Origin of the sequence: Halpernia humi, from assembly GCF_900108025.1 — a bacterium.
GTDB classification, from domain to species: Bacteria; Bacteroidota; Bacteroidia; order Flavobacteriales; family Weeksellaceae; genus Halpernia; species Halpernia humi.
On record NZ_FNUS01000006.1, the window covers coordinates 32573 to 58179 of the forward strand.

At 33.4% G+C, this 25607-nt stretch carries 23 protein-coding genes; 10 read left to right on the plus strand and 13 right to left on the minus strand.

Features of this window, described 5'->3' with window-relative positions:
• Positions 1–441: 441 nt before the first annotated feature.
• Positions 442–2586 carry a TonB-dependent receptor plug domain-containing protein gene (locus C4S29_RS11560; protein WP_233740550.1) on the plus strand — a complete coding sequence of 715 codons (2145 nt, stop codon included), beginning with the start codon at positions 442–444 and terminating at the stop codon, positions 2584–2586.
• A gap of 168 nt (positions 2587–2754) precedes the next feature.
• Complete coding sequence (locus C4S29_RS11565; RefSeq protein WP_146063317.1) at positions 2755–3147, plus strand: hypothetical protein; 393 nt, start codon at positions 2755–2757, stop codon at positions 3145–3147.
• Positions 3148–3220: 73 nt separating this feature from the next.
• Here C4S29_RS11565 and C4S29_RS11570 read toward each other — a convergent pair whose 3' ends face one another.
• The 9 genes from C4S29_RS11570 to C4S29_RS11610 all read right to left on the minus strand — a co-directional run bounded on the left by C4S29_RS11570 (position 3221) and on the right by C4S29_RS11610 (position 12794).
• Complete coding sequence (locus C4S29_RS11570) at positions 3221–4738, minus strand: carbon-nitrogen hydrolase family protein (RefSeq protein WP_103914260.1); 1518 nt, start codon at positions 4736–4738, stop codon at positions 3221–3223.
• Positions 4739–4890: 152 nt separating this feature from the next.
• Positions 4891–6258 carry an MATE family efflux transporter gene (locus tag C4S29_RS11575; protein ID WP_103914261.1) on the minus strand — a complete coding sequence of 456 codons (1368 nt, stop codon included), beginning with the start codon at positions 6256–6258 and terminating at the stop codon, positions 4891–4893.
• A 125-nt stretch (positions 6259–6383) separates the two neighbouring features.
• Positions 6384–7571 carry a sigma-54-dependent transcriptional regulator gene (locus C4S29_RS11580; protein WP_103914262.1) on the minus strand — a complete coding sequence of 396 codons (1188 nt, stop codon included), beginning with the start codon at positions 7569–7571 and terminating at the stop codon, positions 6384–6386.
• Between the two features lie 47 nt (positions 7572–7618).
• A complete protein-coding gene (locus C4S29_RS11585) occupies positions 7619–8287 on the minus strand; it encodes a YggS family pyridoxal phosphate-dependent enzyme (RefSeq protein WP_103914263.1) in 669 nt (222 codons plus the stop codon).
• A gap of 92 nt (positions 8288–8379) precedes the next feature.
• A complete protein-coding gene (locus tag C4S29_RS11590; RefSeq protein ID WP_317045078.1) occupies positions 8380–8580 on the minus strand; it encodes a dodecin family protein in 201 nt (66 codons plus the stop codon).
• A gap of 73 nt (positions 8581–8653) precedes the next feature.
• Positions 8654–9328: an SIR2 family NAD-dependent protein deacylase gene (locus C4S29_RS11595; protein WP_394338669.1), complete on the minus strand. Its 675-nt coding sequence runs from the start codon at positions 9326–9328 to the stop codon at positions 8654–8656.
• 19 nt (positions 9329–9347) lie between these two features.
• Entirely contained in the window at positions 9348–11870 is a 2523-nt protein-coding gene (locus C4S29_RS11600) for a copper-transporting P-type ATPase (RefSeq protein WP_103914266.1), read from the minus strand.
• The gene (locus C4S29_RS11605; protein WP_103914267.1) at positions 11860–12255 is read right to left on the minus strand and encodes an acyl-CoA thioesterase; all 396 of its coding nucleotides are present in this window, start codon (positions 12253–12255) and stop codon (positions 11860–11862) included. Before C4S29_RS11605 ends, C4S29_RS11600 begins: the two co-directional genes overlap by 11 nt.
• Positions 12256–12377: 122 nt before the next feature.
• On the minus strand, positions 12378–12794 hold the full coding sequence (locus C4S29_RS11610; RefSeq protein WP_103914268.1) for a DUF6157 family protein: 417 nt from the start codon (positions 12792–12794) through the stop codon (positions 12378–12380).
• A gap of 29 nt (positions 12795–12823) precedes the next feature.
• Here C4S29_RS11610 and C4S29_RS11615 point away from each other — a divergent pair, with 29 nt between their 5' ends.
• Positions 12824–13687, plus strand: a complete 864-nt coding sequence (locus C4S29_RS11615) for an aldo/keto reductase (protein ID WP_103914269.1) — start codon at positions 12824–12826, stop codon at positions 13685–13687.
• 325 nt (positions 13688–14012) lie between these two features.
• Positions 14013–14348 carry an RNA recognition motif domain-containing protein gene (locus tag C4S29_RS11620; protein ID WP_103914270.1) on the plus strand — a complete coding sequence of 112 codons (336 nt, stop codon included), beginning with the start codon at positions 14013–14015 and terminating at the stop codon, positions 14346–14348.
• Positions 14349–14468: 120 nt separating this feature from the next.
• Here C4S29_RS11620 and C4S29_RS11625 read toward each other — a convergent pair whose 3' ends face one another.
• Together C4S29_RS11625 and C4S29_RS11630 are read right to left on the minus strand one after the other, a co-directional pair.
• On the minus strand, positions 14469–14831 hold the full coding sequence (locus C4S29_RS11625; protein WP_103914271.1) for a cupin domain-containing protein: 363 nt from the start codon (positions 14829–14831) through the stop codon (positions 14469–14471).
• A 121-nt stretch (positions 14832–14952) separates the two neighbouring features.
• Positions 14953–15744: a hypothetical protein gene (locus C4S29_RS11630; RefSeq protein WP_103914272.1), complete on the minus strand. Its 792-nt coding sequence runs from the start codon at positions 15742–15744 to the stop codon at positions 14953–14955.
• 322 nt (positions 15745–16066) lie between these two features.
• Between C4S29_RS11630 and C4S29_RS11635 the strand changes: the two genes are divergently transcribed.
• Positions 16067–16903 carry a sulfite exporter TauE/SafE family protein gene (locus C4S29_RS11635; RefSeq protein WP_103914273.1) on the plus strand — a complete coding sequence of 279 codons (837 nt, stop codon included), beginning with the start codon at positions 16067–16069 and terminating at the stop codon, positions 16901–16903.
• Positions 16904–16908: 5 nt separating this feature from the next.
• Here the strand turns inward: C4S29_RS11635 and C4S29_RS11640 are convergent, their stop codons facing one another.
• The gene (locus C4S29_RS11640) at positions 16909–18510 is read right to left on the minus strand and encodes a S8/S53 family peptidase (protein ID WP_103914443.1); all 1602 of its coding nucleotides are present in this window, start codon (positions 18508–18510) and stop codon (positions 16909–16911) included.
• A 452-nt stretch (positions 18511–18962) separates the two neighbouring features.
• Here C4S29_RS11640 and C4S29_RS11645 point away from each other — a divergent pair, with 452 nt between their 5' ends.
• From C4S29_RS11645 to C4S29_RS11665, 5 genes are all read left to right on the plus strand, one after another.
• Complete coding sequence (locus C4S29_RS11645) at positions 18963–20090, plus strand: DegT/DnrJ/EryC1/StrS family aminotransferase (protein ID WP_103914274.1); 1128 nt, start codon at positions 18963–18965, stop codon at positions 20088–20090.
• A 246-nt stretch (positions 20091–20336) separates the two neighbouring features.
• The gene (locus tag C4S29_RS11650; RefSeq protein ID WP_146063318.1) at positions 20337–20546 is read left to right on the plus strand and encodes a hypothetical protein; all 210 of its coding nucleotides are present in this window, start codon (positions 20337–20339) and stop codon (positions 20544–20546) included.
• A gap of 24 nt (positions 20547–20570) precedes the next feature.
• Positions 20571–20828, plus strand: a complete 258-nt coding sequence (locus tag C4S29_RS11655) for a SemiSWEET transporter (RefSeq protein WP_103914276.1) — start codon at positions 20571–20573, stop codon at positions 20826–20828.
• Between the two features lie 177 nt (positions 20829–21005).
• A complete protein-coding gene (locus C4S29_RS11660; protein WP_103914277.1) occupies positions 21006–22364 on the plus strand; it encodes a hemolysin family protein in 1359 nt (452 codons plus the stop codon).
• Positions 22364–22672 (plus strand): ATP-dependent Clp protease adaptor ClpS, encoded by a 309-nt coding sequence (locus tag C4S29_RS11665; protein WP_103914278.1) that lies wholly within the window; start codon positions 22364–22366, stop codon positions 22670–22672. Before C4S29_RS11660 ends, C4S29_RS11665 begins: the two co-directional genes overlap by 1 nt.
• A gap of 75 nt (positions 22673–22747) precedes the next feature.
• Here C4S29_RS11665 and uvrA read toward each other — a convergent pair whose 3' ends face one another.
• Positions 22748–25531, minus strand: a complete 2784-nt coding sequence (gene uvrA, locus C4S29_RS11670) for an excinuclease ABC subunit UvrA (RefSeq protein WP_103914279.1) — start codon at positions 25529–25531, stop codon at positions 22748–22750.
• Positions 25532–25607: the final 76 nt, after the last annotated feature.

Sequence of the window (25607 nt, forward strand, 5' to 3'; positions counted from 1 at the left end):
AATTGTAAATTTCTCGTAGCATTTTTCAGAAGTCTTTTATTTATTCTCGCTGATTTTACGGATTTCGCAGATTAAATTTTAGCATTATAAATTTCAATGCAAGTTTTCAAAATTCGCGCTGCGCTTTTTGCATTGTGCAATTTTAAAAATTTACCTATTTTAGTTGCTTAAAACTTTACCTTGAAAAAAATTCAACTTTTATTTTTATTTATATTGCCTTTTTTGGCATTCTCACAGATTAATCTGAAAATTTTAGACGAAAATGGTGCGCCAGTTTCAGGAGCGAAGATTTCTTATAACAATCAACAATTTTTAACTGATGCTTCAGGTTTTGCAAAAATTCCTTTGGCATCAACTGTCGAAACGCTTTCTGCAGAAAAAGAAAATTTTAAAAGTTTTTCTAAAACAATCAAATTATTTCCTAAAACACAAAACGTAAATGTGCTTTTTGTGAAGGTTGCAAACGAATCTCAAATTCAAGAAGTGGTTTTTCAAAAGAAAGCCAAAACGAAAATTACGGATCTTACTTCGGTTGAAATTTCTGCTAAAGAAGCACAGCAAGTCGCCTCGCTTTCGGGTGGAATAGAAGGTTTATTAAAGACACTTCCTTCGGTAAATTCTAATTCAGAACTCAGTTCGCAATATATGGTGCGTGGTGGAAATTTTGATGAAAATTTAATTTATATTAATGATATAGAAATTTATCGGCCAAATTTAATTAGAAATTCTTTGCAAGAAGGTTTGAGTATTATTAATCCGGATATGGTTTCAAACATCAACTTTTCAGCAGGTGGTTTTGAGCCGAAATATGGTGATAAAATGTCTTCTAGTTTAAATATTTACTACAGACAGCCCACAAAATTTGAACTTTCTGGCGAAGCAAGTTTAATTGGCGGAAGACTTTCCACAGGGTTTGCTTCTAAAAATAAAAAATTATCAGCATTGTTTTCAGCGCGTTATAGAAACACAAATTTGGTTTTAAATACTTTAAATGAAGACACAGATTTTAACCCACAATACCAAGATTTTCAGTCGTATATTAATTATGACATCAATTCTAAATGGGCAATTTCATTTTTAGGTTATTATTCTAAAAATGATTTTGAGGTGATTCCAAAACAAAAAGTGGTGGATTTTGGCTCTTTGTTGCAACCTATAAAATTGACGGTTGGTTATAGCGGAAAAGAGGACGACCAATATAGAAATATGATGGGAACGGCAACTATTACCTTTAAACCTTCAAAAAAATGGAAATTTACGCTGGATAATTTTGCCTATCAAAATCGTGAAAAAGAATATTATGATATTGCATCTGGCTATGAATTGCAAACTTTTGATCCTGAAACGGGCGCTCCAATTACATCTTACGATGTTGGTGGGCAAATTAATCATGCAAGAAACGATTTATTGGTAAAAACTTACGGTGCACAATTTAAAGCAAGATTTTCGCCGGATGTAAATACCGATTATGAAATTGGTTTTAAAATTGAAAAGGAAAATTTACAAGATTTAACCAATGAGTTTCAGTTGATAGATTCCATCGGTTACAATTCGCCGCGAAATTTTGTAAATCCAGGAACTTTGGATGCTTCACAATTGGCTTTAAAATACAGTATTCAGGGCGAAAATCATATTCAGCCCACGAGAATGTCGGCCTATGCACAATATTCGAAGAAATTCTATTGGGGCGAAAATAAAATGTTTGTAAACGCTGGCGCCAGAATTGCGCATTGGAGTTTTAATGATGAAACCATTATTTCGCCACGCGCACAAATTGCCATAAAACCGAATTGGGATATGGATATGTTGTTTAAATTAAGCGGCGGAATTTATTATCAAGCACCGTTTTATAAGGAAATTAAAGATTTACAAGGTAATTTTAATTCGAACATAAAATCACAAAAATCTATTCAAGTTATTCTTGCCAATGATTATGAATTCAAAATGGTGGATCGGCCGTTTAAACTCACTACTGAAGCGTATTATAAAAAAATGACGGATTTAATTCCGTATTATCAAGATAATGTAAGAATTCGTTATTCGGGCAAAAACAATGCAAAAGGCTATGCTTATGGTTTAGATACGCGACTTTTTGGAGAGTTTGTACCGGGCGTTGATTCTTGGATTTCAGCAAGTTATGCACGTGTTTTTGAAAATATTGATGACAAAGGCTACATTCCGCGACCAACAGATCAACGCTTGCGATTTGCTTTATTTTACCAAGATTATATGCCGAGATTTCCTTCAATGCGCGTGAATTTAACCTTAACCTACGCCAACGGATTGCCAAATGGAGCGCCTGTTTTCACAGATCCTTATCAATACCAAAGAACTTTGCCATCTTATAAAAGAGTGGATATAGGTTTGTCTAAAGTTTTTATAGACCAAAAAGACAATAAAGTAAATGGCGGTTTTTGGGGCAATTTTAAGGAACTAACTTTAGGCGTTCAAATTTATAATGCATTTAATATTAATAATACAATTGCGAACCAATGGTTAACCGACGTGAATTCTGGTTTGGCATATCCAGTTCCAGTGAACTTAACTGGAAGGTTTTTTAATGTGAAGTTGGAGTTTAAGTTGTAGAAAATTTATTAAAAAATATTGAAGGCACTTCAAAAATTTCATTTTATTATATTGATTCTAATTATTTTGAATCTAATTTTCTTCTATTTGTTGCATTATGAATTAAGGTATGAAATTGAATATAGTTTAAATATTATTCTGTATTTAACAGGAATAATTTTATTTTTTATGAACATCAAAATATTCAAATTTAAAACGATATATTTTTCAATATTTCCTATTACAATATTATTATTTGGATTGTTTTATTTGTTTGGCGGTATATTACTTGCATTTGTTGGAGGAACTCTCATAAAACCACTTTACCCGACATTTAGTGAATATAACAAAAATGGAATTATATTATATCCTAAATATAGCGGAGTTTTAGGAAAATGCTGTTTATATAAAGTAAATAAAAATAAAGGAATTTTTGAAAAAAATTTAGGGGCAATTTTATTGAATTCTGATAGTAAACCACCGAATTCAAATTTTGAAATGATTAATGAAAATACTTTAAAAATAATCTACAAGGATTATGAAAACAAGCAACAAATTGAATTTTATAAACTTGAAAATTAGCATTCGCTGAAATGTGTTTGTAATTTATTTCCACATTAAAAAAATTCCCAAAACAGTCGTTTCGGGATTTTTTTTATTTTTCAGTATTCAAAGAAATCGTGTCATACAGATCTTTTCGGCGGTCTGTAATCGTTCTTATGGCGCCGTTGTAATGCAAATCTTTTAAATGATTCAAATCGACATCGACAATTAAAGTCATTTCTGTATTTGGTGTTGCTTCACCTTTTACACCATTTGTCGGAAAAGAAAAATCGGACGGCGTGAGAACTGCAGCTTGTCCAAACTGAATATCCATATTATTGACGCCAGGCAAATTCCCGACACAACCTGCAATCGCGACATAACATTCATTTTCAATTGCTCTTGCTGCGGCGCAATTTCGAACTCTTGTGTACGCATTTTGCGTGTCTGTGAGGTAAGGAACAAATAAAATTTTCATGCCTTGATCGGCGAGAAGTCGCGGCAATTCTGGAAATTCTACGTCGTAACAAATTATTAAACCAATCTTGCCACAATCTGTGTCGAAGGCTTTTATTTCGCTTCCACCTTTCATGCCGTAATAACGGCGTTCGTTTGGTGTGATGTGGATTTTCTTGTATTCATCAATTTTCCCATCGCGGTGCATTAAATAAGAAATATTGTATAATTCGCCATTTTCCTCGTAAGGCATACTTCCAGAAATAATATTTACATTATAACTAATCGCAAAATCTGAAATTCTTACTTTAATTTCTTCTGTTAATTTCGCCAATTCAAACATACTTTCGCGTTCAGAAAGATGATTGAAAGGTGCTAAAAGTGGTGTGTTAAATAATTCTGGGAAAAGTACAAAATCAGCTTTGTAGTCGCCCATTACATTTACAAAAAATTCTACCTGATTATAAAAATCATCAATTGTTGCAAAATGTCGCATTTGCCATTGCACCAAACCGAGTCGAATGACGCTGTCTTGCATCGTATTTAGATTCTTTTTGCTGTAATAAATGTTATTCCATTGTAGCAAAACTGCGTTTTCTTTTGACGCTTCATCTTCTGGCAAATATTTTTTTAAAACCCTGATTGGTAGGAAATTATTAGATAATTGAAAACTTAAAACGGGGTCATAAATTTCCTTATCCCGAACTTTTGAAATATACTGGCGCGGTGTGAGTTCGTGACTGTGTTTAGAGTAATTTGGAATTCTACCACCTAAAACTATTGATCGTAAATTCAAATGTTCGCATAATTCTTTTCTTGCATCATATAATCTTCTGCCCAAGCGCAATGTTCTATATTCTGGATCTACAAAAACTTCAATACCGTAGAGCACATTTCCAATATCGGTGTGCGTGTTAAAAGTATAATCTGCCGTGATATCAGCATAAGTGTGCTCGTCACCAAAGAGTTCATATTGCACAATAATCGACAAGCAAGCCGCCGCTAATTTTCCATCAACGGTGATGCAAATTTGTCCTTCTGGGAAAATTGTAGTTAATTTTTGAATGCTTTTTTTTGCCCAAACGTATTCTTTCATTTGCGGATAGGCTTGCTTCATTACTTTAATTAAAACCTCATAATCAGTCAGTTCTAATTTTCTTATATTAATTTCCATTATTTTAATTTTAATTTTTTTTATGATTATTTTTGGGCTGTCGCGCTTTTAAAAACTAGGTCTTCTGTTTTCGCCCGATTTTAATGGGAATCCAAGCAAAAAGGGATGCGACAATTTTGATTTACAGAAAAAAAACTTTAATTTTTTAGTTTTTATTTAACCAAATTGAAACTAATTTTTCTATCTGCTAATTTTAAAAAACGGCGAACTAGCAAAATCGCGGAAATACTTAAGCCAATTCCCAAAGCAATCCAAACGCCGAGCGCTCCCATTTCTAAAGTGACGCAAAGAAAATAAGCAAGCGGAATGGTGATGAGCCAATATGCCACAAACGTTATGATGCTTGGTATTTTCACATCTTGCAAACCTCGCAAACCACCCAAGGCTGTTACTTGAATTCCATCTGATAGTTGAAATAAAGCGGCAACAATTAAAAGTTTTGAAGCCAATAAAATCACATCAACATCTTCCTTCTTAGTGAAAAAAGTTGGCAAAATATGCCGTCCAAGAATAAAAAATATGCCGCAAAGTGACATGAATATAAAAGCGATTTTTAAATTATTAATGCCCACTTCTTTCACACCTTTATAATCGCTTTCGCCCAATCTTCGTCCAACTTGCACTGTTGATGCTACACTAAAACCAATACATAAGTTAAAAGTAAAAGAGGCCATACTTAAAGCAATCTGGTGCGACGCAATATCTTTTGCAGAAACCAAGCCACAAATAAAAGCCGCTGCGGCAAATGCTGAAATTTCAAAAAACATTTGAAGCGCTGTAGGAAATCCCAAACGAATCATTTTCTCGAAAATTTGTTTTGAGAAGGTATTAATTTTCAGTGAAAAATCCAAAATATAGCGTCTGGTTTGGCTTTTTTTTCTAAGAATAAGATACAATAAAATAACCATAAAAATTCTCGCAATTAATGTGGCATAAGCCGATCCATCTACACCCATTGGTGAAATGCCGAACAATCCTTTAATGAAAATATAATTTAAAATAATATTCAGAATGTTTGCCGCAATGGTTGCTTTGGTAACACCAATTGTGTAAGAAAGTCCTTCGGAAACCTCGCGAAGAGTTTGAAATGCCATAAACGGAATCATCGTTAAAATCATAATGCTCAAATAACTGATGGTATTTGGTAGAATTTTCGCCGGTTGATCTAAATGGTAAATGAGTGGCATACTAAAAAATAAAATCGCCATTAGCAAGACTGCAACAGCCATATTAATTGCAAAACCATGGCGAAAAATACGATTGATTTGTTTGTGATTATTGTTGACATGCGCTTCAGAAACCAATGGTGGAATCGCAAAAGAAAAGCCCAAAGCAAATACAAAAACGGAAAAAAAGACGCCATTTGCCAATGCAACCGAAGCCAAAGCATCTGCGCCCAAAAGATTTCCCACGATAATATTATCAAATAAATTGACGGAAACTTGGCCAACTTGCGTCAGCATCACGGGAAGCGCTAAAATTAGAGATGCTTTGGTATATTTTTTATTTAGAAAAGACATAAAAAAATTTGTCGCAAAAGTACGGCAAATAATGAGATTTTTACATTCAAATAATCAGCGATTAAAAATCTTCAGTAAAAAAATATTTTCAAAATTCTTACTTTCATTGCATTAAGCAGAAAATTTTATTTCTTCACAAATAAATCTACATCTTTAGCAGTCACAGGATTTTCGCCTAAAATCATTAATCTTTCCACTACATTTCGCAGTTCGCGAATATTCCCGGTCCAATTTAGTTTTTGTAAATTTTGGATGGCTTCTTCACCAAATTCTCGGTTTGGCGTGCCATGTTCTTCAGAAATTATTTTAGAAAAGTGCTTCACAAGCAAAGGAATGTCATTAATTCTTTCATTTAAAGATGGAACGGCAATTTCAATTACAGAAAGGCGATGGAATAAATCTTCCCGAAATTTTCCTTCTTCGATTTCTTTTTTTAAATTTTTATTGGTTGCTGCCAAAACGCGAACGTCCACTTTTATCTCTTTATCGCTTCCGACTGGTGATACTTTTTTTTCTTGCAGGGCGCGCAAAACTTTTGCTTGTGCACTCAAACTCATATCGCCTACTTCATCCAAAAAAATTGTTCCACCATTTGCGAGTTCAAATTTCCCTTGTTTGTCTTTTATAGCGCCAGTGAAGGAACCTTTTACGTGTCCAAATAGTTCACTTTCAATAAGTTCTGATGGAATTGCAGCGCAATTTACTTCCACCATTGGGCCTTTGTTTCTATCGCTTTGCGCGTGTATGGCGTGCGCTACCAATTCTTTTCCGGCACCATTTGGCCCAGTAATTAAAACTCGTGCGTCTGAAACTGACACTTTATCTATAATATTTTGAATGTCTTTTAAAGCCGGAGATTCACCAATCATTTGGTATTTTTTGCTCACTTTTTTCTTTAGCGAAGAATTTTCTTTTTGGAGATTTTTGTTTTCTTTTTTTAAAACGTCTTTATCCAATGCGTTTTTTACGCTAGTGATGAGTCTATTAATATCAATTGGTTTTGCAATAAAATCATAAGCACCTTCCTTTAGGGAATCTACGGCTGTTTCTATATCGCCATGTGCCGTGATCATTATAAAAGTTGTTTCAGGTTTTAGTTGCAAAGTTTGGGTTAAAAGTTCATTCCCAGACATTTTCGGCATTTTCATATCCGAAATAATGAGTTCAAAATCTTCTTTTTCTAATAATTTATAGGCTTCTAAACCATTTGTAGCGAGAACAAACTCGTAGTTTTTTAGATCAAATTCTAAGGTTTCTACTATTCCGTTTGCAATTGCTGGTTCGTCTTCAACTATTAAGATTTTAGATGCCATATTTATTGTTTATAAAATTTATAAGTTCTCGCTGTTCCAAGCAAATATCATTCCTTATAATTTCTTGCGCCAAAAATTGCAGAGCCGATTCTTACGGAATTTGCGCCACATTCAATTGCCAATTCAAAATCATCGCTCATTCCCATAGAAAGTGTTTCAAATGAAGAACTTTTATTAATGTCATCAAACAAATTTTTTAATTTTAAAAATTCAGTTTTAATTTGATTTTTGTTTTCAGTAAAAGTGGCCATTCCCATTAAACCAGTTATTTTGATATTCGGAAATTTTCCGTTTAAATAAGACTCAAAAATAGTTTTGCTTTCAGAAATCGTTAATCCAAATTTAGAATCTTCTTCCGCAATTTTAACTTGAAGTAAAATATTAATTATTCGAGAATTTTTGAAGGCTTCTTTGTTGATTTCCTTTAAAACTTTTTCAGAATCTACACTTTGAATAGTGTTGACGAACGGCGCAATATATTTCACTTTATTGGTTTGCAAATGCCCGATGAGATGCCATTCTATATCTTTTGGTAAAATTTCATATTTTTCTTCCAATTCCTGTACTTTATTTTCGCCAAAGACTTTTTGGCCAGCATCGTAGATTGTTTTAATATTATCTGCCGGATGATTTTTGGAAACGGCAACGAGTTGAACGCCTTCAGGAATTTGATTTTTTACCGCTAAAAAGTTTGAAATAAGACTTTCGTTTTTCATAGTTCAAATTTAGCAATTTTAATGGATATTATTTTATTAAAAAAACCATCCTGACGTATCAAAATGGTTCATAAATTTTAAAGGTATTTAGATCAAGAATTAACCCTGAAAGATACTTTGCAAACACAGCCGTAAGAAACTATTTTGCCGTTTTTCACGTGGCATTTTTGGTCTTTCACCCAAACGCTGTCGATATTTTTTACTGTTTTTGAAACTTCTTTTACTGCATTTTTCACAGCATCTTCGAAACTTTTTTCTGAAGTAGCAATTACTTCTAATACTTTTACAATCATAATGTTTTTATTTAAGATTGTAATTTAAGGAATTAAAAATATTTTAGCGAAAATTTAACAAAGTTTATGAAAATTAAATCTTCATTTTTTTAATTAATATCTTATAAATTTCCGTCATTCCTTGCGTTGCAGTCATTTTATAAAAATGCGCATATTTTACTGATTTTTCTTCTAAATTTGGATCTACCACAAAAATTTCGCAATTTTCCGGTGCATAATCAACCAAACTTGCAGCGGGATAAACCTGTAAACTTGTCCCCACAATAATTAAGAAATCGGCTTTAGAAACTTTTTCTGCGGCGTTTTCAAGTTCAGGAACCATTTCGCCAAACCAAACAATATGTGGCCGAATTTGAATTCCATTTTCATCTAAATCACCAATTTTCATATCGCCTTTCCAATCGAAAATTGTTTCAGAATTATAAATATTTCTGGCTTTTAAAAGTTCGCCGTGAAGATGTAAAACTTTTGTAGAACCAGCGCGCTCGTGCAAATCATCTACATTTTGCGTGATGATTTCTACATTAAAATTCTGTTCTAATTCTGCTAAAATTTTATGCGCCTCATTGGGAAAAACTTCACGTAATTGCCTTCTTCGCGCATTATAAAAATCTAAAACGAGTTTTGGATTTCGCGCAAAACCTTCCGGGCTTGCAACATCTTCCACACGGTGATTTTCCCACAAACCATTGGAATCGCGAAACGTTTTAATGCCACTTTCCGCCGAAATCCCTGCACCAGAAAGCACAACCAAGTTTTTTTTTCATTTATTCTATTCTTAAATCAATGCTGTTCAATCTCAAAGAATTCAAAATTACGGAAACCGAACTAAAACTCATCGCCGCCGCCGCAATCATTGGCGATAATAAAATGCCGAAGAAAGGGTAGAGCAAACCTGCCGCAATCGGGATTCCCAAAACATTATAGAAAAAAGCAAAAAATAAATTTTCTTTGATATTTCTCAATAATTTTTCACTTAAAATTTTGGCTTTTACAACACCAGAAATATCGCCTTTTAATAAAGTGATCTGAGCACTTTCAATGGCGACATCAGTTCCGGTTCCCATCGCAATTCCTACGTTTGCTTGCGCCAAAGCAGGTGAATCATTAATTCCGTCGCCCGTCATCGCTACAATTTTTCCTTCTTTTTGAAGTTTTTTCACTTCATTTAACTTGTCTTCTGGAAGTGCTTTTGCAATATATTTTTTTATACCGAGTTCATTTGCGACGGCTTTCGCGGTGTGTTCATTGTCGCCGGTAATCATTATCACTTCAACGTTGTTTTTCAACAAATAATCAATCGCAATTTTTGAACTTGCTTTTATTTTATCTGTAAAACTAACGAAACCAATCACTTTTCCATCTTCCGCAACATAAGAAACTGTGTGCGCTTTTTCCTGAATTTTTATTGCTTTTTCCTTTAAATTAATAGGAATATCAATTTTATTAGTTTCCATCAAACTTTCGTTTCCAAGCAAAACTATTTTATTATTTAAACTTCCTTTTAAACCTTTTCCTGAAATATTTACAAACTGATTTATTTTTTTAATTTCCAGATTTTCAGATGTTGCTTTTTCTAGAACTGCTTTAGATAAAGGATGTTCAGAGTTTTGATTTAATGACGCTGCAATTTCTAAAATTAAATTTTTGTCGATATTTTCAACCGATTCTATTTGTTCTAAACTTGGTTTTCCTTCCGTTAATGTTCCTGTTTTATCAGTAATTAGAACATTTACTTTATGCAATTCTTCTAAAGCTTCGGCGTTTTTAATTAAAATCCCATTTTTTGCACCTTTTCCAATGCCAACCATTAAAGACATCGGCGTCGCTAAACCCAAAGCACACGGACAAGCGACAATTAAAACCGCAACTGCATTGACTAATGCAAAAATTGTTTTTTTGCCTTCCGGACCGAAAATTTGCCATAAAATAAAAGTCAAAACCGCAATAGCAATCACCGTTGGAACGAAGATTTTCGCCACTTTATCTGTTAATTTTTGAATGGGCGCTTTACTTCGGCTCGCTTCATTTACCATTTTTATGATGTGCGAAAGCAGCGTTTCATCGCCTACTTTTTCGGCTTGCATCACAAAACTTTTGTTGCCGTTTATCGTACCCGAAGTCACTTTTTCGTTTTCTTTTTTCTCAATGGCGACCGGTTCGCCAGTGATCATACTTTCATCGATTGTAGAATTTCCTTCCGTTATTTTTCCATCTACAGGAATTTTCTCGCCAGGTTTTACGCGTAGAAAATCGCCTACTTTTATTTCACTTAAAGCAACTGTTTTTTCAGTATTATTTTTAATTAAATGTGCGGTGGAAGGCGAAAGATTCATCAGTTCCCGAATCGCATTTCCTGTTTTTTGATGTGCTTTGGCTTCTAATAATTGCCCAAAAATCACTAAAGTTAAAATGACACTTACGGCTTCAAAATAAACTGGAACTTCGCCGTTATGTCCGCTAATTTCATGGGGCAAAATGCTTGGGAAAAATAAGGCCACTAAACTAAAAATGAAAGCCGCGGCACTTCCCAAAGCGATTAAACTGAACATATTCAAATTCCAAGTTTTAAAGGAATTAATGCCACGTTTTATTAAAAACCAACCCGCATAAAATAAAACTGGCAAAGTCAGAATCAACTCTAAATAGGCTGAAATTTTTGGTGAAAAGGGTAAATCGACAACCATTTTTCCCATAGAAAGTAAAAAAACGGGAAGGGTAAAAACTAAGGCAATTATGAATTTATTTTTTAAAATCGTATAAGTTTTGTCTTCTTGTTCATCTTCATTCTTATCGGGATATTTTACTAAATCCATTCCGCAAACTGGGCAGCCAACGTTTGAATCATAAACTTTATCGCCTTCGCAAAACATTGGACAATAGTATTTTCCTGCATTTTTGTTGTTAGTTGATGGTTGATGGTTGATGCTTTTTTTGTTATTATTACTATCAACTGAAAACTGTGAATTTGCAACCAGATCATCTGTAATTTCTTCCAAGTGCATGTGACAAACCGGACAGCCCGAATCTGAAGGATAGGTTTTATCGCCTTCACAAAACATCGGACAAAAATAGTCGCCTATTTTTTCCTTGAAATTTTCGGGTAAATTTGTTTTAGAAAAAGTTTTGGGTTTATTTTTTTGGTCTTCGCGTTCTTCAATCGGAACTAAAAACATATTGCAAACTTTGCATCTTCCTGGCGCAAAATAAAGTTTTTCGCCTTCGCATTCCATCGGGCAATAGTAAACGGAAGAAGGAGAGATTTTTTGTTCGTGCGGATTAATTGCCATTGTTTAGTCTATCTTTTGCATATTCCATTTGGGTTTTTCCATGAGCAACAGGGTGGCCATTTTCGCCCAAAGCAACCATTACGATTTTTTCTACGGTAATGATTGTTTGATGTGTCATTTTGTTTCGAACTTCACATTTTAAGTTTAATGATGAGTTTCCAAAGGATAAAATTTCAATACCAATTTCTATAATATCGCCTTGTTTGGCGGAACTCACAAAATTGATTTCTGAAATATATTTGGTAACCACTTTCGGGTTTTCTAGTTGAATAATAGAGTAAAGCGCTGCTTCTTCGTCAATCCATTGCAAAAGGCGACCACCAAATAAGGATTGATTTGGGTTTAAATCTTCAGGTTTTACCCATTTTCTGGTGTGGTATTTCATTTTAAATATTTTTGCAAATTTAGCAGAAATATTACGGTTTTTCTTGTTTAAAACTATTATTTGGGAACGCTTGCCGCGCTAATTATTTGCATTATTTTTTAAATTAAGGTTTTAATGCAAGATTATTTTGCTCTTTTAGAACGCATTGCTTTTACTTTTATAAGCGTTTCATCTGCTTCAAAATCTTGATAATCTGCACTTTCACGAGGATATATTGCAACTTTTTTGTCAGCGTTAAAGTGAAAACCGAAACCATATCTTTTTGCCAAAGCAGAACTGCGAAAACACGGTTGCCCTTTAGAAAAAAAATCTTTTTTTGCTTGCTCTCGCTCTTCTTTCGGGATATTATTTTTTAAAATATAGCAATGCAACATGATTTCATCTGAAGTAAATTTGTAAGGATTTTCGGAAATGATTTCATATTGAATATTGGCGAGGGTTTTATTTCGTTTTAGCGTCGGTATTTCTGCGATTGAAACGGGACAATCTTCAGCGACTTGTATAAAAGTGTTCTTATAATCTGTGGTGTGAACTTTCATTTTTTGTTAGATTTGTAAAAAATAAATATATGAAATTTTCACCATTAATAATAGGAACGATGCGTTGGGGAATTTGGGGTGCCAATTATTCGCCTAGTGAAGTTCAAAAATTAATTGAATTTTCTCTCGTAGAAGGATTATTTACCTTTGATTGCGCCGATATTTATGGTGGTTATACTACCGAAGAATTGTTTGGAAAAGCATTTAGTGAGATGTCTTTAGACAGAACTAAACTTCAGATTATTTCTAAATGTGGCATTGAAATGCCTTGCGAAAATAGAAATTATAAAGTGAAAGCTTATAATTATTCTAAACATCACATTCTGAATTCAGTAGAAAATAGTTTGAAAAATCTGCATACCGATTATTTAGACGTTTTACTTTTGCACAGACCTTCGCCATTGATGAATCCGGAAGAAATTGCGGAAGCATTCCATCAATTAAAAAATGAGGGAAAGGTTAAAGAATTTGGCGTAAGTAATTTTTCTGCGTCGCAGTTTGATTTGATTAATACGTATTTTCCTTTAATTACCAATCAAATAGAATGTTCGCTAATGGAAACCAAATCTTTTTACGACGGTACTTTAGATCAATTGATGCTGAAGAAACTTTCGCCAATGGCTTGGTCGCCGATGGGGAATTATTTTTCTGAAGTGTCTGATAAAAATTTGCGAATAAAATCTGTTTTGCATCAACTTTGTAAAAAATATAATTGCGTAGAAGATCAAATTTTATTGGCATTTTTGCTGAAACATCCGGCGAAAATTTTGCCAGTTTTGGGAACAACAAAAACGGAAAATATTGCGAATTCAAAACTGGCGTTGCAAATTAATTTAGAAAACGAGGATTGGTTTAAATTATTAGAAGCGTCGGTGGGGAAGGAAGTAGCATAATGTAAAGTTTTTTTAAACATTAATTTTCTTCCCTTCAAAAGTAAAATTAAACTTCGAGGTAGCCCCGATGGTAGTGGCATCCCCGCCACGGCGGGATAGAACGAACAGCGGGTGAATTGTTTCAAAAGAGGCGGGTTTTTGTTGCTCCTAATTTTTATCCAACTAGCTATAAATAATATATTTTCGATGCTTGAATAAAAAAATATTGTAGTTATTAATATATGTTGTATCTTGCACCTGTTTATATTTGAAATCAATATTTGTTCAGTATTTGTTGCTTTTCCTTATATATACAGCAATTTTTTAATTTATAATTTTTTTTACAATGAACATTTTTGTTTCAAACATCAACTATGCAACCAAAGAAGAAGCGTTGCACGATTTATTTTCTGAGTATGGAGAAGTATCTTCAGCTAAAATCATTACGGACAGAGAAACTGGGAGATCCAGAGGATTTGGTTTCGTAGAAATGGGTGACGAAGACGGCCAGCAAGCAATCGAAGGATTAAACGAGAGAGAACTTGACGGTAAAGCGTTGAACGTTTCTGAAGCTAAGCCAAGAGAAGACAAACCAAGAAGAAGTTTCGATAATAATCGCGGCGGAGGTGGCGGTTACGGCGGCGGTGGAAACCGTGGCGGTGGCGGCGGCGGTCGTTGGTAAAACACAAGAAGCGGCTTATGGCCGCTTTTTTTTTTATGGAATTTTCTCAGATTAAAATTTGAAATTTAAAAAAGCCAGTATGTTTTATTTTACTGGCTTTTTCTTTTTGAAAAACTTTTTTTAAATTTCTTCTTCACGATTTACCAAATCCATAGAAAAAGCAGGCAAACAAATCGCCATGTATTCGCAAGGTTGGTCAAAAGGATTGCTGTATCGAACTCTTGCGCCTTTTTCAATTTTTATACTTTCGCCTTTTTCTAATATCACGATTTCACCATCTATTTCAAATTGTTTTTTTCCTGAAATAATGTACGTGAATTCATCAAAATTTGGTGTTTGGAAAGGTTCTTTCCAATGTGGCGGTGCAACCATGTGCGCAATTGAAATTTCAGGATTTTGGGTAGAATTTCCCCAAATTTCTTCTATTAATTTTCCATCGGTGGTCGGAACTACGAATGGTGATTTTTGAATTTTAAATTTCATTTTTATCAAATATTTCTTGATTTATTCTCTCGCTAATTTGGCAAATATATAAGATTTAAATTAGAAAGAATCTGCATAATCTGGAAAATCTGCTAGCGTATATTTTCAGTAATTTTATATTTTATCTATTGGTAAGCATTTTAAAGAAAGGATTTGTTTTTCGGTTTTGAAAACCTTGAATCATAATCACGACGAAAAGAATTAGGGATGCTAAAATAGCGGTATAAGAAATGATTTTTTGTTGGTCAAAATTTGCAACTGCAATAGCGATTAAAGCCCAAATTCCCACAGTCGCAAATTCTCGTAAATTTCTTTTATATACTACAATTAAATTGATTATTGTTGCGATAATAATCATTACAATAGTCCAGATTTCGGGTGAAATACCGAAACCATTCCAATTAATTTTCACCAAATAAGCGGAAACATTTGCTATGCTTGCAACCGTAACCCAACCTGCATAGAAAACGAAGGGCCACCAGAGAAATGCAATAGTTTTTGCGGGTGCATCCCAAATTTCCATACGGTTATTGATAATTATTTTTAATAAAGAAAAAAGAAGCAAGAAAATTAAAATACAAGACAAACCTGTATAGCCTAAAAGCCAAAGGAAAACCCATCCGCTGTTTGCAATGCAAGAAATGATAAACCAAGGGCCAATTTTTTCAACGAAATCGTCTTCAGTATTTTTATTAAACAAACTTCTGCCTTGGTAAATTATAAAGCCAAAAAGCAGCAAATAAATAAATCCCCAAATAGAAAAAGCATAAGCAGCCGGTGTAAATAAACTGCGAAGGCCATTAGAGACATTTCCGATGGTTTTTCCATTGATAGCACCTGTATTAGATAAATAATTAATAAAAATTGTGGATACAAGTGCAACGCTATTGGCAATTTGAAGAATTTTTTTCATAATAGAGTTCTAAAATTAATAAGGTGTTTATCAAAAAAATAAGGAATATTTTCCTAAAATGGGCTTTTTTAAAAATTCGAATAATAGTATTTGAAGCATTTTTGTAAATTACTTTCTTAATAGTTTTATGCCGAAAACCCACTTAATCTAATGGTATTGGCGAGTTCATCGTTTTTTATTAAATTATTTGGAATCAATTTAAGTTTTTCGCAACAATTTTAATGCCTTAATTTTAAACTTTTAGAGATTTAATTTTTGTGAAGTAACAGATAAATTTAATAAAATTAAATTAGCTTTGTAAAATTAATTTATAATAGTCAATATGTCTGCGGAGATTTTCATAGTTTTAATAGTTATTATCAGTTTTATAATAAGTCTTTACGGTTCTTTGGTTGGCTTTGGTGGCGGTATTTTTATGGTGCCGGTGCTCATTACTTTTTTTCATTATCCGCTGAATTTGGCGGTGGGTTCTTGTATGATTTCTTTAGTAGGTTCTGCATTAATCTCAACATATTATAATCGGAAAAATAGTTTTGTTGATTTTAAAATAGGAATTCTATTAGAAATTCCCACGGTAATTGGTGTTGTAGTCGGGAGTTTACTTTTAAACTATATTGCCGCAGAAAAATTAGAATATCTTTTTGCAGCAATGGTTTTCTTTTTGGGACTTTCTTTCTTTTTTAAATTTAATAAAGATAAAAGCAATAATAAAGATGGACTTTTTGCCAAATTAAATAAAACAAAACCAGCGTTTGTAATTAAAAATCATAAAAATTTTGTGGCTTACCGCGTAAGTCTTATCATGATGATATTTTTTGGTAGCGCATCGGGAATTCTAGCAGGACTTTTTGGTGTTGGTGGTGGTTTTATGAAAACACCAATTATGCTTAAGGTTTTTAAAATCCCGGCGAAAATAGCCACTGCAACGGCTCTATTTATGATAGTGATTACCAGTGTTACTGGCAGTTTTAGCCATTATATGCAAGGTCATATTATTTTTGAGAAGGCTTGGCCAGTTGCATTGGGATTTGCTTTAGGCGCATTTGTAGGAAAGAAATTTAATGCAAAGCTTCGAGATAAAACCTTGGAAAATATGATTGGCGGCGGATTGCTTCTTACTGCTTTGGTAATGACGGTTAATTTTATTTTTAATCGCTAAGAACTTTATTTCTTAATAAATTTCTCAATATATTTTGCTTTTTCAGTCTTTATTTTTAGATAATAAATGCCAGGTTGCAAGTTGTGTATATTGTTTTGATAGGTGTTTTTTAAATTTTTGATTTTTCTACCTAAGTTATCGAAAATTTCTACACTTAATAATGTTTCGCTTGATTTCACATTTAAAATATCCGTAACAGGATTGGGGTAAATTTTTAAATTATTTTGCTTTATTTCGCTGCTTGTTGCTAAAACATTATTCATTACTTCTCCGAAATTCAATATTCCAAAGCCTCTTTGGTCGTCGTGCGCAGGATAAAGGGAGGCTTTTTGTCGCAACAAATCTTTAATTGTGTCACGGTTTTCAGAATAATTGGCTTGCAATATACACGCAATTCCGCCTGCTGCTAGAGGCGTTGCAAAAGAAGTTCCGCCGCCTGAAGTAACTGCGTTGTTGAAACCCATATAAGTGATTTGTCCTCTCGTGCTTCCATCAGGTTTTATGTCGCCATTTGCATTGGGTCCAAAAGAAGAAAAAGAAGCAGCATCGCCAGTTGATGTAACTGCGCCAATAGAAAACACGTCTTTATTATCTGCAGGTGTTATTAAATAATGAAAGGCTTTAGTAGCTTCATTTCCATTGGCGGCAACTACAATAATGCCTTTTTTTGTGGCGATTTCTGCACCTCGCGCGATGAAAGAAGTTTTGCCATCCATATCAGAATAAAGTAAGTTGTATCTTGGGTCATCAAAATCATAATAGCCCAATGATGTAGAAATAATATCAACACCTTTTCTATCTGCTTCTTCCGCTGCTTCTATCCAATAAAGTTCCTCTTGAGGTACTTCTTTTGTATTGTCTTCTGAAGCGTAAAGATAAAAATCTGCGTCTGGTGCGGAACCCACAAAAGAATTTTCTACATAGCCAGCAATCACGCCCAAACAGTAGGAGCCGTGATTGTCTAAAGTAACATTATAGATGTCTGAAGATTTATTTACAAAATTATAGCCACCTTTTATTTGATTGTTAGTGCGGATTCTGGCATAAACAGAACCAGTATCTACGGTCGGAAATCCTGTGTCAATAACTGCAATTGTAATATTTTTGCCTGTATATCCTGCGACGTGAACAGCCCGAAGATTAACTTGATCTATTTGCGCTGCACCCAAACCGTAATTGAAACTAGTTAAACTATTTTTATCAATATTTTCAAACTTATTTTCTTTTTCTTTTTTAATTATTGGTGTTGCGGGGTGAACGATGAAACTTTCCACTTTTTCCACGTAAGGTTTTGTCTTTAAATCTGCTATCTGCGCTGCATCTGCTTCCACAGCAACACCGTTTAACCATTTGGAATAATCGGTTACGGTGTATCCTAAATCTTTAATATTTTGAATATAAGTAGGTTCGATCGGAGCGTCTTGTTCTACCAATGCAATTCCTAAATTGCTTCTTCTGTCTAAAGATTTTTGGGTAAGTTCTAACGTTGGATTTGCAAAAAATGCCGCTGAATTTGGTTTATCTTTAAAATAAACAAATACCAATTCGGTTTGGGCATTTGTAAAAATACCTATCAGAAATAGAAAAATATATATAAATTTTTTCATTTTATTCATTTTGTGTAAAAATAAAAAAAATGAAGTTAATATTACAGTGTTTTAAGTAAAAAAAGATGGAAATAAATTTTAATTTACTGATATTTTTTAACTGTTTTTTTAAAGATTTAATATTTTTTTTATCTTTTATCTAGACCAAGATTTAGCGCCTTTTTATAAAATATTTTGCTATCGGTTTGCAAGGTTTTTAGTTGAAGAATGTATTGTTTGCAGTTTTTGATGAAGGCGGAATCAAGATATTAAAGCCATTGCAAGTTTAAATTAGGTTTAAAATTTAAAACGATTAATTGAGAAATTTCCAATAAAAATCATAGTTTAAAGCGGTTTAAAATTCTTAAATTTGTAAAAATTTATTTGTGAATTCGTCATTTTTTTATTGTTCTAACCTTTACAATCTAAAATAGGCGAGACCAGATAACCTTAATAAAAATAAAAATTTACCTATGAAAGCGATCCAGATGGTGGACTTACAAAGCCAATACTACAAAATAAAAAGTGATTTAGACAATGCCTTATTAAATGTAATAGATTCTGCGGCCTTCATTAATGGCCCAGAAGTGCGAACTTTTCAGGCAGAATTAGAGCAATATCTCGATGTGAAACACGTCATTCCCTGCGCAAATGGCACCGATGCTTTGCAAATTGCATTGATGGCGCTGGATTTAAAAGAAGGCGACGAAGTGATTACCGCAGATTTCACCTTCGCCGCAACTGTGGAAGTGATTCATCTTTTAAAATTAAAATCTGTTCTAGTTGATGTAGATTACGATACTTTCACGATGGATACCGAAAAATTGAAAGCAGCCATCACGCCAAAAACCAAAGCCATTATTCCAGTTCATTTGTTCGGGCAATGTGCTAATATGGAAGAAATTCTGAAAATCGCAAAAGAGCATAATTTATATGTTATTGAAGATGATGCCCAAGCCATTGGCGCGGAATTTACTTTCTCGGACGGAACAGTAAAAAAAGGTGGTACGATGGCGATTTTAGGAACAACTTCATTTTTCCCTTCGAAAAATCTTGGTTGTTATGGCGACGGCGGTGCAATTTTCACTAATGATGATGAATTAGCATTCAAAATTAGAGGTATCGTAAACCACGGCATGTACGAACGTTATTACCACGATGAGATTGGTGTAAACTCTAGATTAGACAGTTTGCAAGCCACAGTTTTAAGAAAAAAATTACCACTTTTAGATTCTTATAACGAAGCGCGCAGAAAAGCGGCCGACTTCTATGACGAAGCATTTGCCAGCAACCCGAATATTTTAACACCCAAAAGAGCGGAATATTCTTCCCACGTTTTTCACCAATATACTTTGAGAATTACCAATGGAAAACGCAATGAATTGCGCGATTTTTTAGCCACAAAAGAAATTCCCGCGATGATTTATTATCCTGTTGCTTTAAGAAAACAAAAAGCCTATTTCCAAGATTCAGATCCCAAAGATTTTGTAAATACCGACAAACTTTTAGATGAAGTAATTTCTTTGCCGATGCACACAGAGCTAGATGAAGAACAGTTGAAATATATAACAGATTCTGTTTTGGAGTTTTTTGAAAAGTAAATTTTATTTATGTTTAATAGGAATAATAAGACCAATAACATCGTATTTTTAGTAATAAATACGGTGTTTTTTCTGATGTTTTTCTCAGGTTTATACCATTTAATTGACCGTCAGTTTTATTTAAGGTCGAAGGTTTCATTATTTGATAGTTTGTTTTTTATTCTTTCCTTGATGGAATCAATTCTTTATTTGTTAGTCCTAATATTTTACTTTGTAAAATCTTCAAAAACACTTGCATTTTTTAATGTGGCAATTGCATTAACAATTATACTTTTTTTAGCAAATGCGCTTTTAACTGCTTTCCTGTATCAAATAAATCCAGGAATTTTTTATAATATTGGCTATGTTGGAGGTGTACTTTTAATAAGTTATTTTTTGATTCGATTTACAATAGCCATTAATAAAAATAAAATAGTAAAGAAAGATGATGAGATAAATGAAATTGGACTTGATTAAAATTTAATTAATATTTGTAATTAAATGAACGAAAACATTCTCGGACTCGTCGCAGGCAGAATAACTTCAGTTTCCATGTTGCCACAGCTCTTCAAAGTTTTGAAGCAGAAAGATGCAAAAGATTTGTCTTGGTTAATGATTTGCACTTTAATTGTTGGTCTTTCACTTTGGGTTTGGTATGGCTTTCTACATCACGAATGGCCAATTATTTTATCAAATGCTTTTGCGGTTTTGGTCAATATTTGCCTTTTAATTTCATATTTTGTTTATCGTGAAAAATAATATTAATTCTTCAAAATTGTTTTTAATTAATTTAAAAATGTTGACGTAAGTTTTCATATTTAAACGCTTAATTATCAAGACATAGATAGATGATATTATTCTTTTTTCATAAACAAAAACCAATTTTTCATTTTAAAAAAAATAGTATCTTTGCAATTAATTATTTATAATTTTTAAATGGACCCCGACAGTTTCGTCAAAATTCTTATAGCCATTCTTTTAGTTCTGTTAAATGGTTTCTTTGTTGCAGCAGAATTCTCAATAGTAAAAGTTCGATATTCTCAAATTCAGTTGAAAGCAGCTGAAGGTAATAAAATGGCCAAACAAGCCGAAAAAATTATCAAAAATCTAGACGCTTATCTTTCAGCGACACAATTGGGTATCACTTTGGCGTCGTTAGCTTTAGGTTGGGTAGGAGAGAGCGCTTTGCACGATATTTTTTTAAGTCTTTTCCATACTTTTAATATCAATTTAGCAGAAACCACTATCACAACAGTTTCTGTAATCTGTAGTTTTTTGATTATCACCATAATGCATATTGTGTTTGGAGAATTAGTTCCAAAGTCTATCGCCATTCGGAAATCTGAACCCACTACTTTTTTCATTGCAGCACCGTTAAGAATTTTTTACAATATTTTTCGCCCTTTTATTTGGTTGATGAATTCTCTTTCTAATTTCTTTTTGAGATTAATGAACATTCATCCCGCATCAGAGCAAGAAATTCACTCGACTGAAGAACTGCAATTATTGGTGAAACAATCTGCTGCAGGTGGTGAAATTGAAGAAGAAAATTACGAAATTATCAAAAATGCCTTTGATTTTACAGACCATTCTGCGAAACAAATAATGGTCGCGCGTCAAAATATTTTAAGCATTGATATTGAAGATTCTTTAGAAGAAATCATGGAAATTATCATGGCAAGTGGCTATTCTAGAATTCCTGTTTACGAAGATTCTATAGATAATATTATCGGGATTTTTTATACCAAAGAAATTATTCGTGAGTTTGTAAAACGCAAAGGCGCACTTACCCACGATGATTTAAAAGGCTTAATGCGTGAAGCATTTTTTGTGGTGGGAAGTAAAAAAATATCAGATTTGCTTAAAATTTTCCAGCAGAAAAAACAGCATTTAGCAATTATTATTGATGAATTTGGTGGCACAGAAGGCATCATCACTTTAGAAGATATTTTAGAAGAATTGGTGGGCGAAATTCAGGATGAAGAAGATGATGAGGAAACCATCGTAGATAAAGTAGGCGATAATGTTTATTGGATACAAGCCACACAACCTTTAGAAGAAATCAACGAATATTTGCCTAGCGAACTTAATGAAGAGGGTGATTTTAATACTTTATCGGGTTTTATAATGCATCATTTAAGCGATATTCCGGAAGAAAATCAGGAATTTGACATTGAAGATTATCATTTTAAAATTTTAAAAATGAAAAATATGAGTGTTGAATTGGTAGAATTAATTTACGATCCGAAAATGGATGATGAGATTTCTTTAGAAGATATTAATACCAATATTTAATGTACTTTTCTCCTTTTAATATTAAAGATTACGAAAGTCCGAAACGCGAGTACGAAGAAGATGTCGCTGTTTTGGAAGAATCAGATTTTGAAAATAAATTAGTGGTTTACAATGACGATTTCAACACATTTGATTTCGTGATTTCCTGTTTGGTAGAAATTTGCAAACACACTTTAGAGCAAGCCGAGCAATGCACAATGCTCATTCATTACAAAGGTAGATGCCGCGTAAAAACAGGCAGTTTAGAAATTCTAAAACCAATGCACGAAAAGTTACTTTCCCGCGGTTTGACTAGTGAAATAGAATAATTCCTTTTATTTTAAATTTTAGATTCCAGCAAAGCCTAAATAATTTAAAATCTAAAATTCATAATCTAAAATTATTTAAAGTTTTTCCGCCACATATTTCGCCGTTGCAGAAATTTTATCTTTCGCCAAATCTTCCGGCGTTCCTGCAAAAACAATTTCACCGCCATATTTTCCAGCACCCGGACCAATGTCAATAATATAATCCGCAGATTTTATAATATCCGGTTGATGTTCAATGACGATTACGGAATGTCCTAATTCTATCAAGGCTTGAAGCGAAGTCAATAATTTATTAATATCATGGAAATGCAGTCCAGTAGATGGTTCATCAAAAATAAATAAGGTTTTGTCCGTCGTATTTCCTTTCACTAAAAACGACGCGAGTTTCACACGTTGCGCCTCACCACCAGAAAGCGTAGAAGAACTTTGCCCGAGTTGTAAATAACCCAAACCAACGTCTTGCAAAGGTTTTAGTTTGGTTACAATTTTCTTTTGATCGTTATCTTCAAAAAATGCAATCGCATCATCAACCGTTAAATGTAAAATATCAGAAATATTTTTTTCGTCAAATTTAATATCGAGAATTTCATCTTTAAATCTCGCGCCGTGGCAAACTTCACACTCTAATTCTATGTCTGCCATAAACTGCATCGAAACATTGATGACGCCTTCGCCTTTGCATTCATCACATCTTCCGCCATCGACGTTGAAAGAAAAATGTTTCGGTTTCAAGTTCATCATTGCGGCCATTTTCTGTTTGGAAAATAAGTCGCGAATATCGTCGTACGCCTTTAAATAAGTCACAGGATTTGACCGGCTGGATTTTCCAATTGGATTTTGATCGATCAATTCAATATTTTTAACCAGTTTTGAAGGAAATTCTATAGAATCATAATCCGTTTTTTTGCCGCCCATGCCAAGTTCTATTTGAACACCGGTAGTTAAAACTTCTTTCATTAAAGTAGATTTTCCACTTCCAGAAACCCCAGAAATTACCACCAAACTTTCCAAGGGAATATCAACCGAAATGTTTTTTAAATTATTTTCTCTTGCGCCTTTTATTCGGATAAATTCCTTTGCTTTTCGGCGTTTTGTCGGCACTTTTATTTCAAGTTCGCCAGTGAGATATTTTGAAGTTAAAGTGTTTGCTTTTTTAATTTCTTTATAATCGCCAGAAAATACCAACTCTCCGCCTAAATATCCCGCTTCCGGACCAATGTCAATAATATAATCTGCCGCTTTCATTACATCTTCATCGTGTTCAACGACAATTACGGTGTTGCCTAAATCGCGCAGATTTTTTAAAACCTGAATTAAATTTTCCGTGTCTTTAGAATGCAAACCAATCGAAGGTTCATCTAAAATATAAATACTTCCAACAAGCGAACTTCCAAGCGAAGTCGCAAGATTTATTCTTTGAGATTCACCGCCGGAAAGTGTGCTCGAAGTCCGGTTAATCGTTAAATAACCCAAACCAACTTTCGTTAAAAATTCTAACCGCGAGGTGATTTCATACAATAAACGTTTTGCGATATCCGCATCGTGTTGGTTTAATTTCAAACTTTTTACCAAAGGCAACAATTCATCCAAAGGCAATTCTATAAATTCTTGAATATTGTGGCCGTCGATTTTTACCCATTCTGTTTCTGGTCGTAATCTGTAGCCTTCGCAAGTTGGGCAAAGTGTCTTGCCACGATAACGGGAAAGCATCACACGGTATTGAATTTTATATAAATTTTCTTCAAGCATTTTGAAGAAATTATCAATGGTCGGCTCATCTTTATTTCCCGTTCCTTTCCAAAGCAATTTTTTCTGCTCTTTTGTGAGTTGAAAATAGGGTTTATGAATCGGGAAATCTTTATTTTTTTTAATGAAAGCCAGTTTCCATTCTTTCATAGAATCGCCGCGCCAACTTGCAACTGCGTCTTCAAAAACCGATAAATTTTTATTTGGAATCACCAAATCTTCATCGATTCCAATGACTTTTCCGTAACCTTCACAGGTTGGACAAGCGCCAAAAGGATTATTAAAACTAAAATAATGAACAGTGGGTTCGTTAAAAACAATGCCGTCTAATTCAAATTTATTGGAAAATTCTTTGGTTTTTCCGCTCGTTTCATTTTTTAAATAACAGTAACCGCGACCTTCATAAAAAGCCATCTGAATAGAATCTGCCAATCTTTGCAGAAAATTTTCATCTTCTTCGTACGTAAATCTGTCGATTACCAAATTGATTACCGCATCTTCTTCTGGGATAAAACCAAAACTTTCAAGATCTTCGATTCCGACGACATTTCCGGCAACTTCCAAACGCGTAAAACCTGCCATTTTTAAAATTTTCAGTTGTTCTTTAAATTTTTCAACTTCAAAAATTAAAGGCGAACTTAGTGTAAAAGTGGGGTTGTTTTTAGAATTTTGAATAAAATCAATCACATCAGAAACGCTGTCTTTTTTTACTTCTGCCCCAGATTCTGGGGAAAAAGTGCGGCCAACTCTGGCGAATAATAATTTTATATAGTCATAAATTTCCGTAGAAGTTCCAACTGTTGAACGTGGATTGGAAGAAATTACTTTCTGCTGAATCGCGATGGACGGCGCCAAACCTTTGATATCATCAATTTTTGGTTTCTCTAATTTTCCTAAAAATTGGCGCGCGTAAGAACTCAAACTTTCCACGTATCGTCTTTGTCCTTCCGCATAAATCGTGTCAAAAGCGAGGGAAGATTTTCCGCTTCCTGAAACGCCGGTGATGACGATTAATTTGTTTTTGGGAATAAGAACATCAATATGTTTCAGGTTATTGAGGTGCGCGTTCTTTACGAAAATATATTTTTTAATGTCGATTTCTTCAGTAGTCATAAGAATACAAAATTAAGGATTTTAATTCTGATTTTTTGCTTAAAATCTTTTTTTACAATCGTTAAAGTTTGAATTT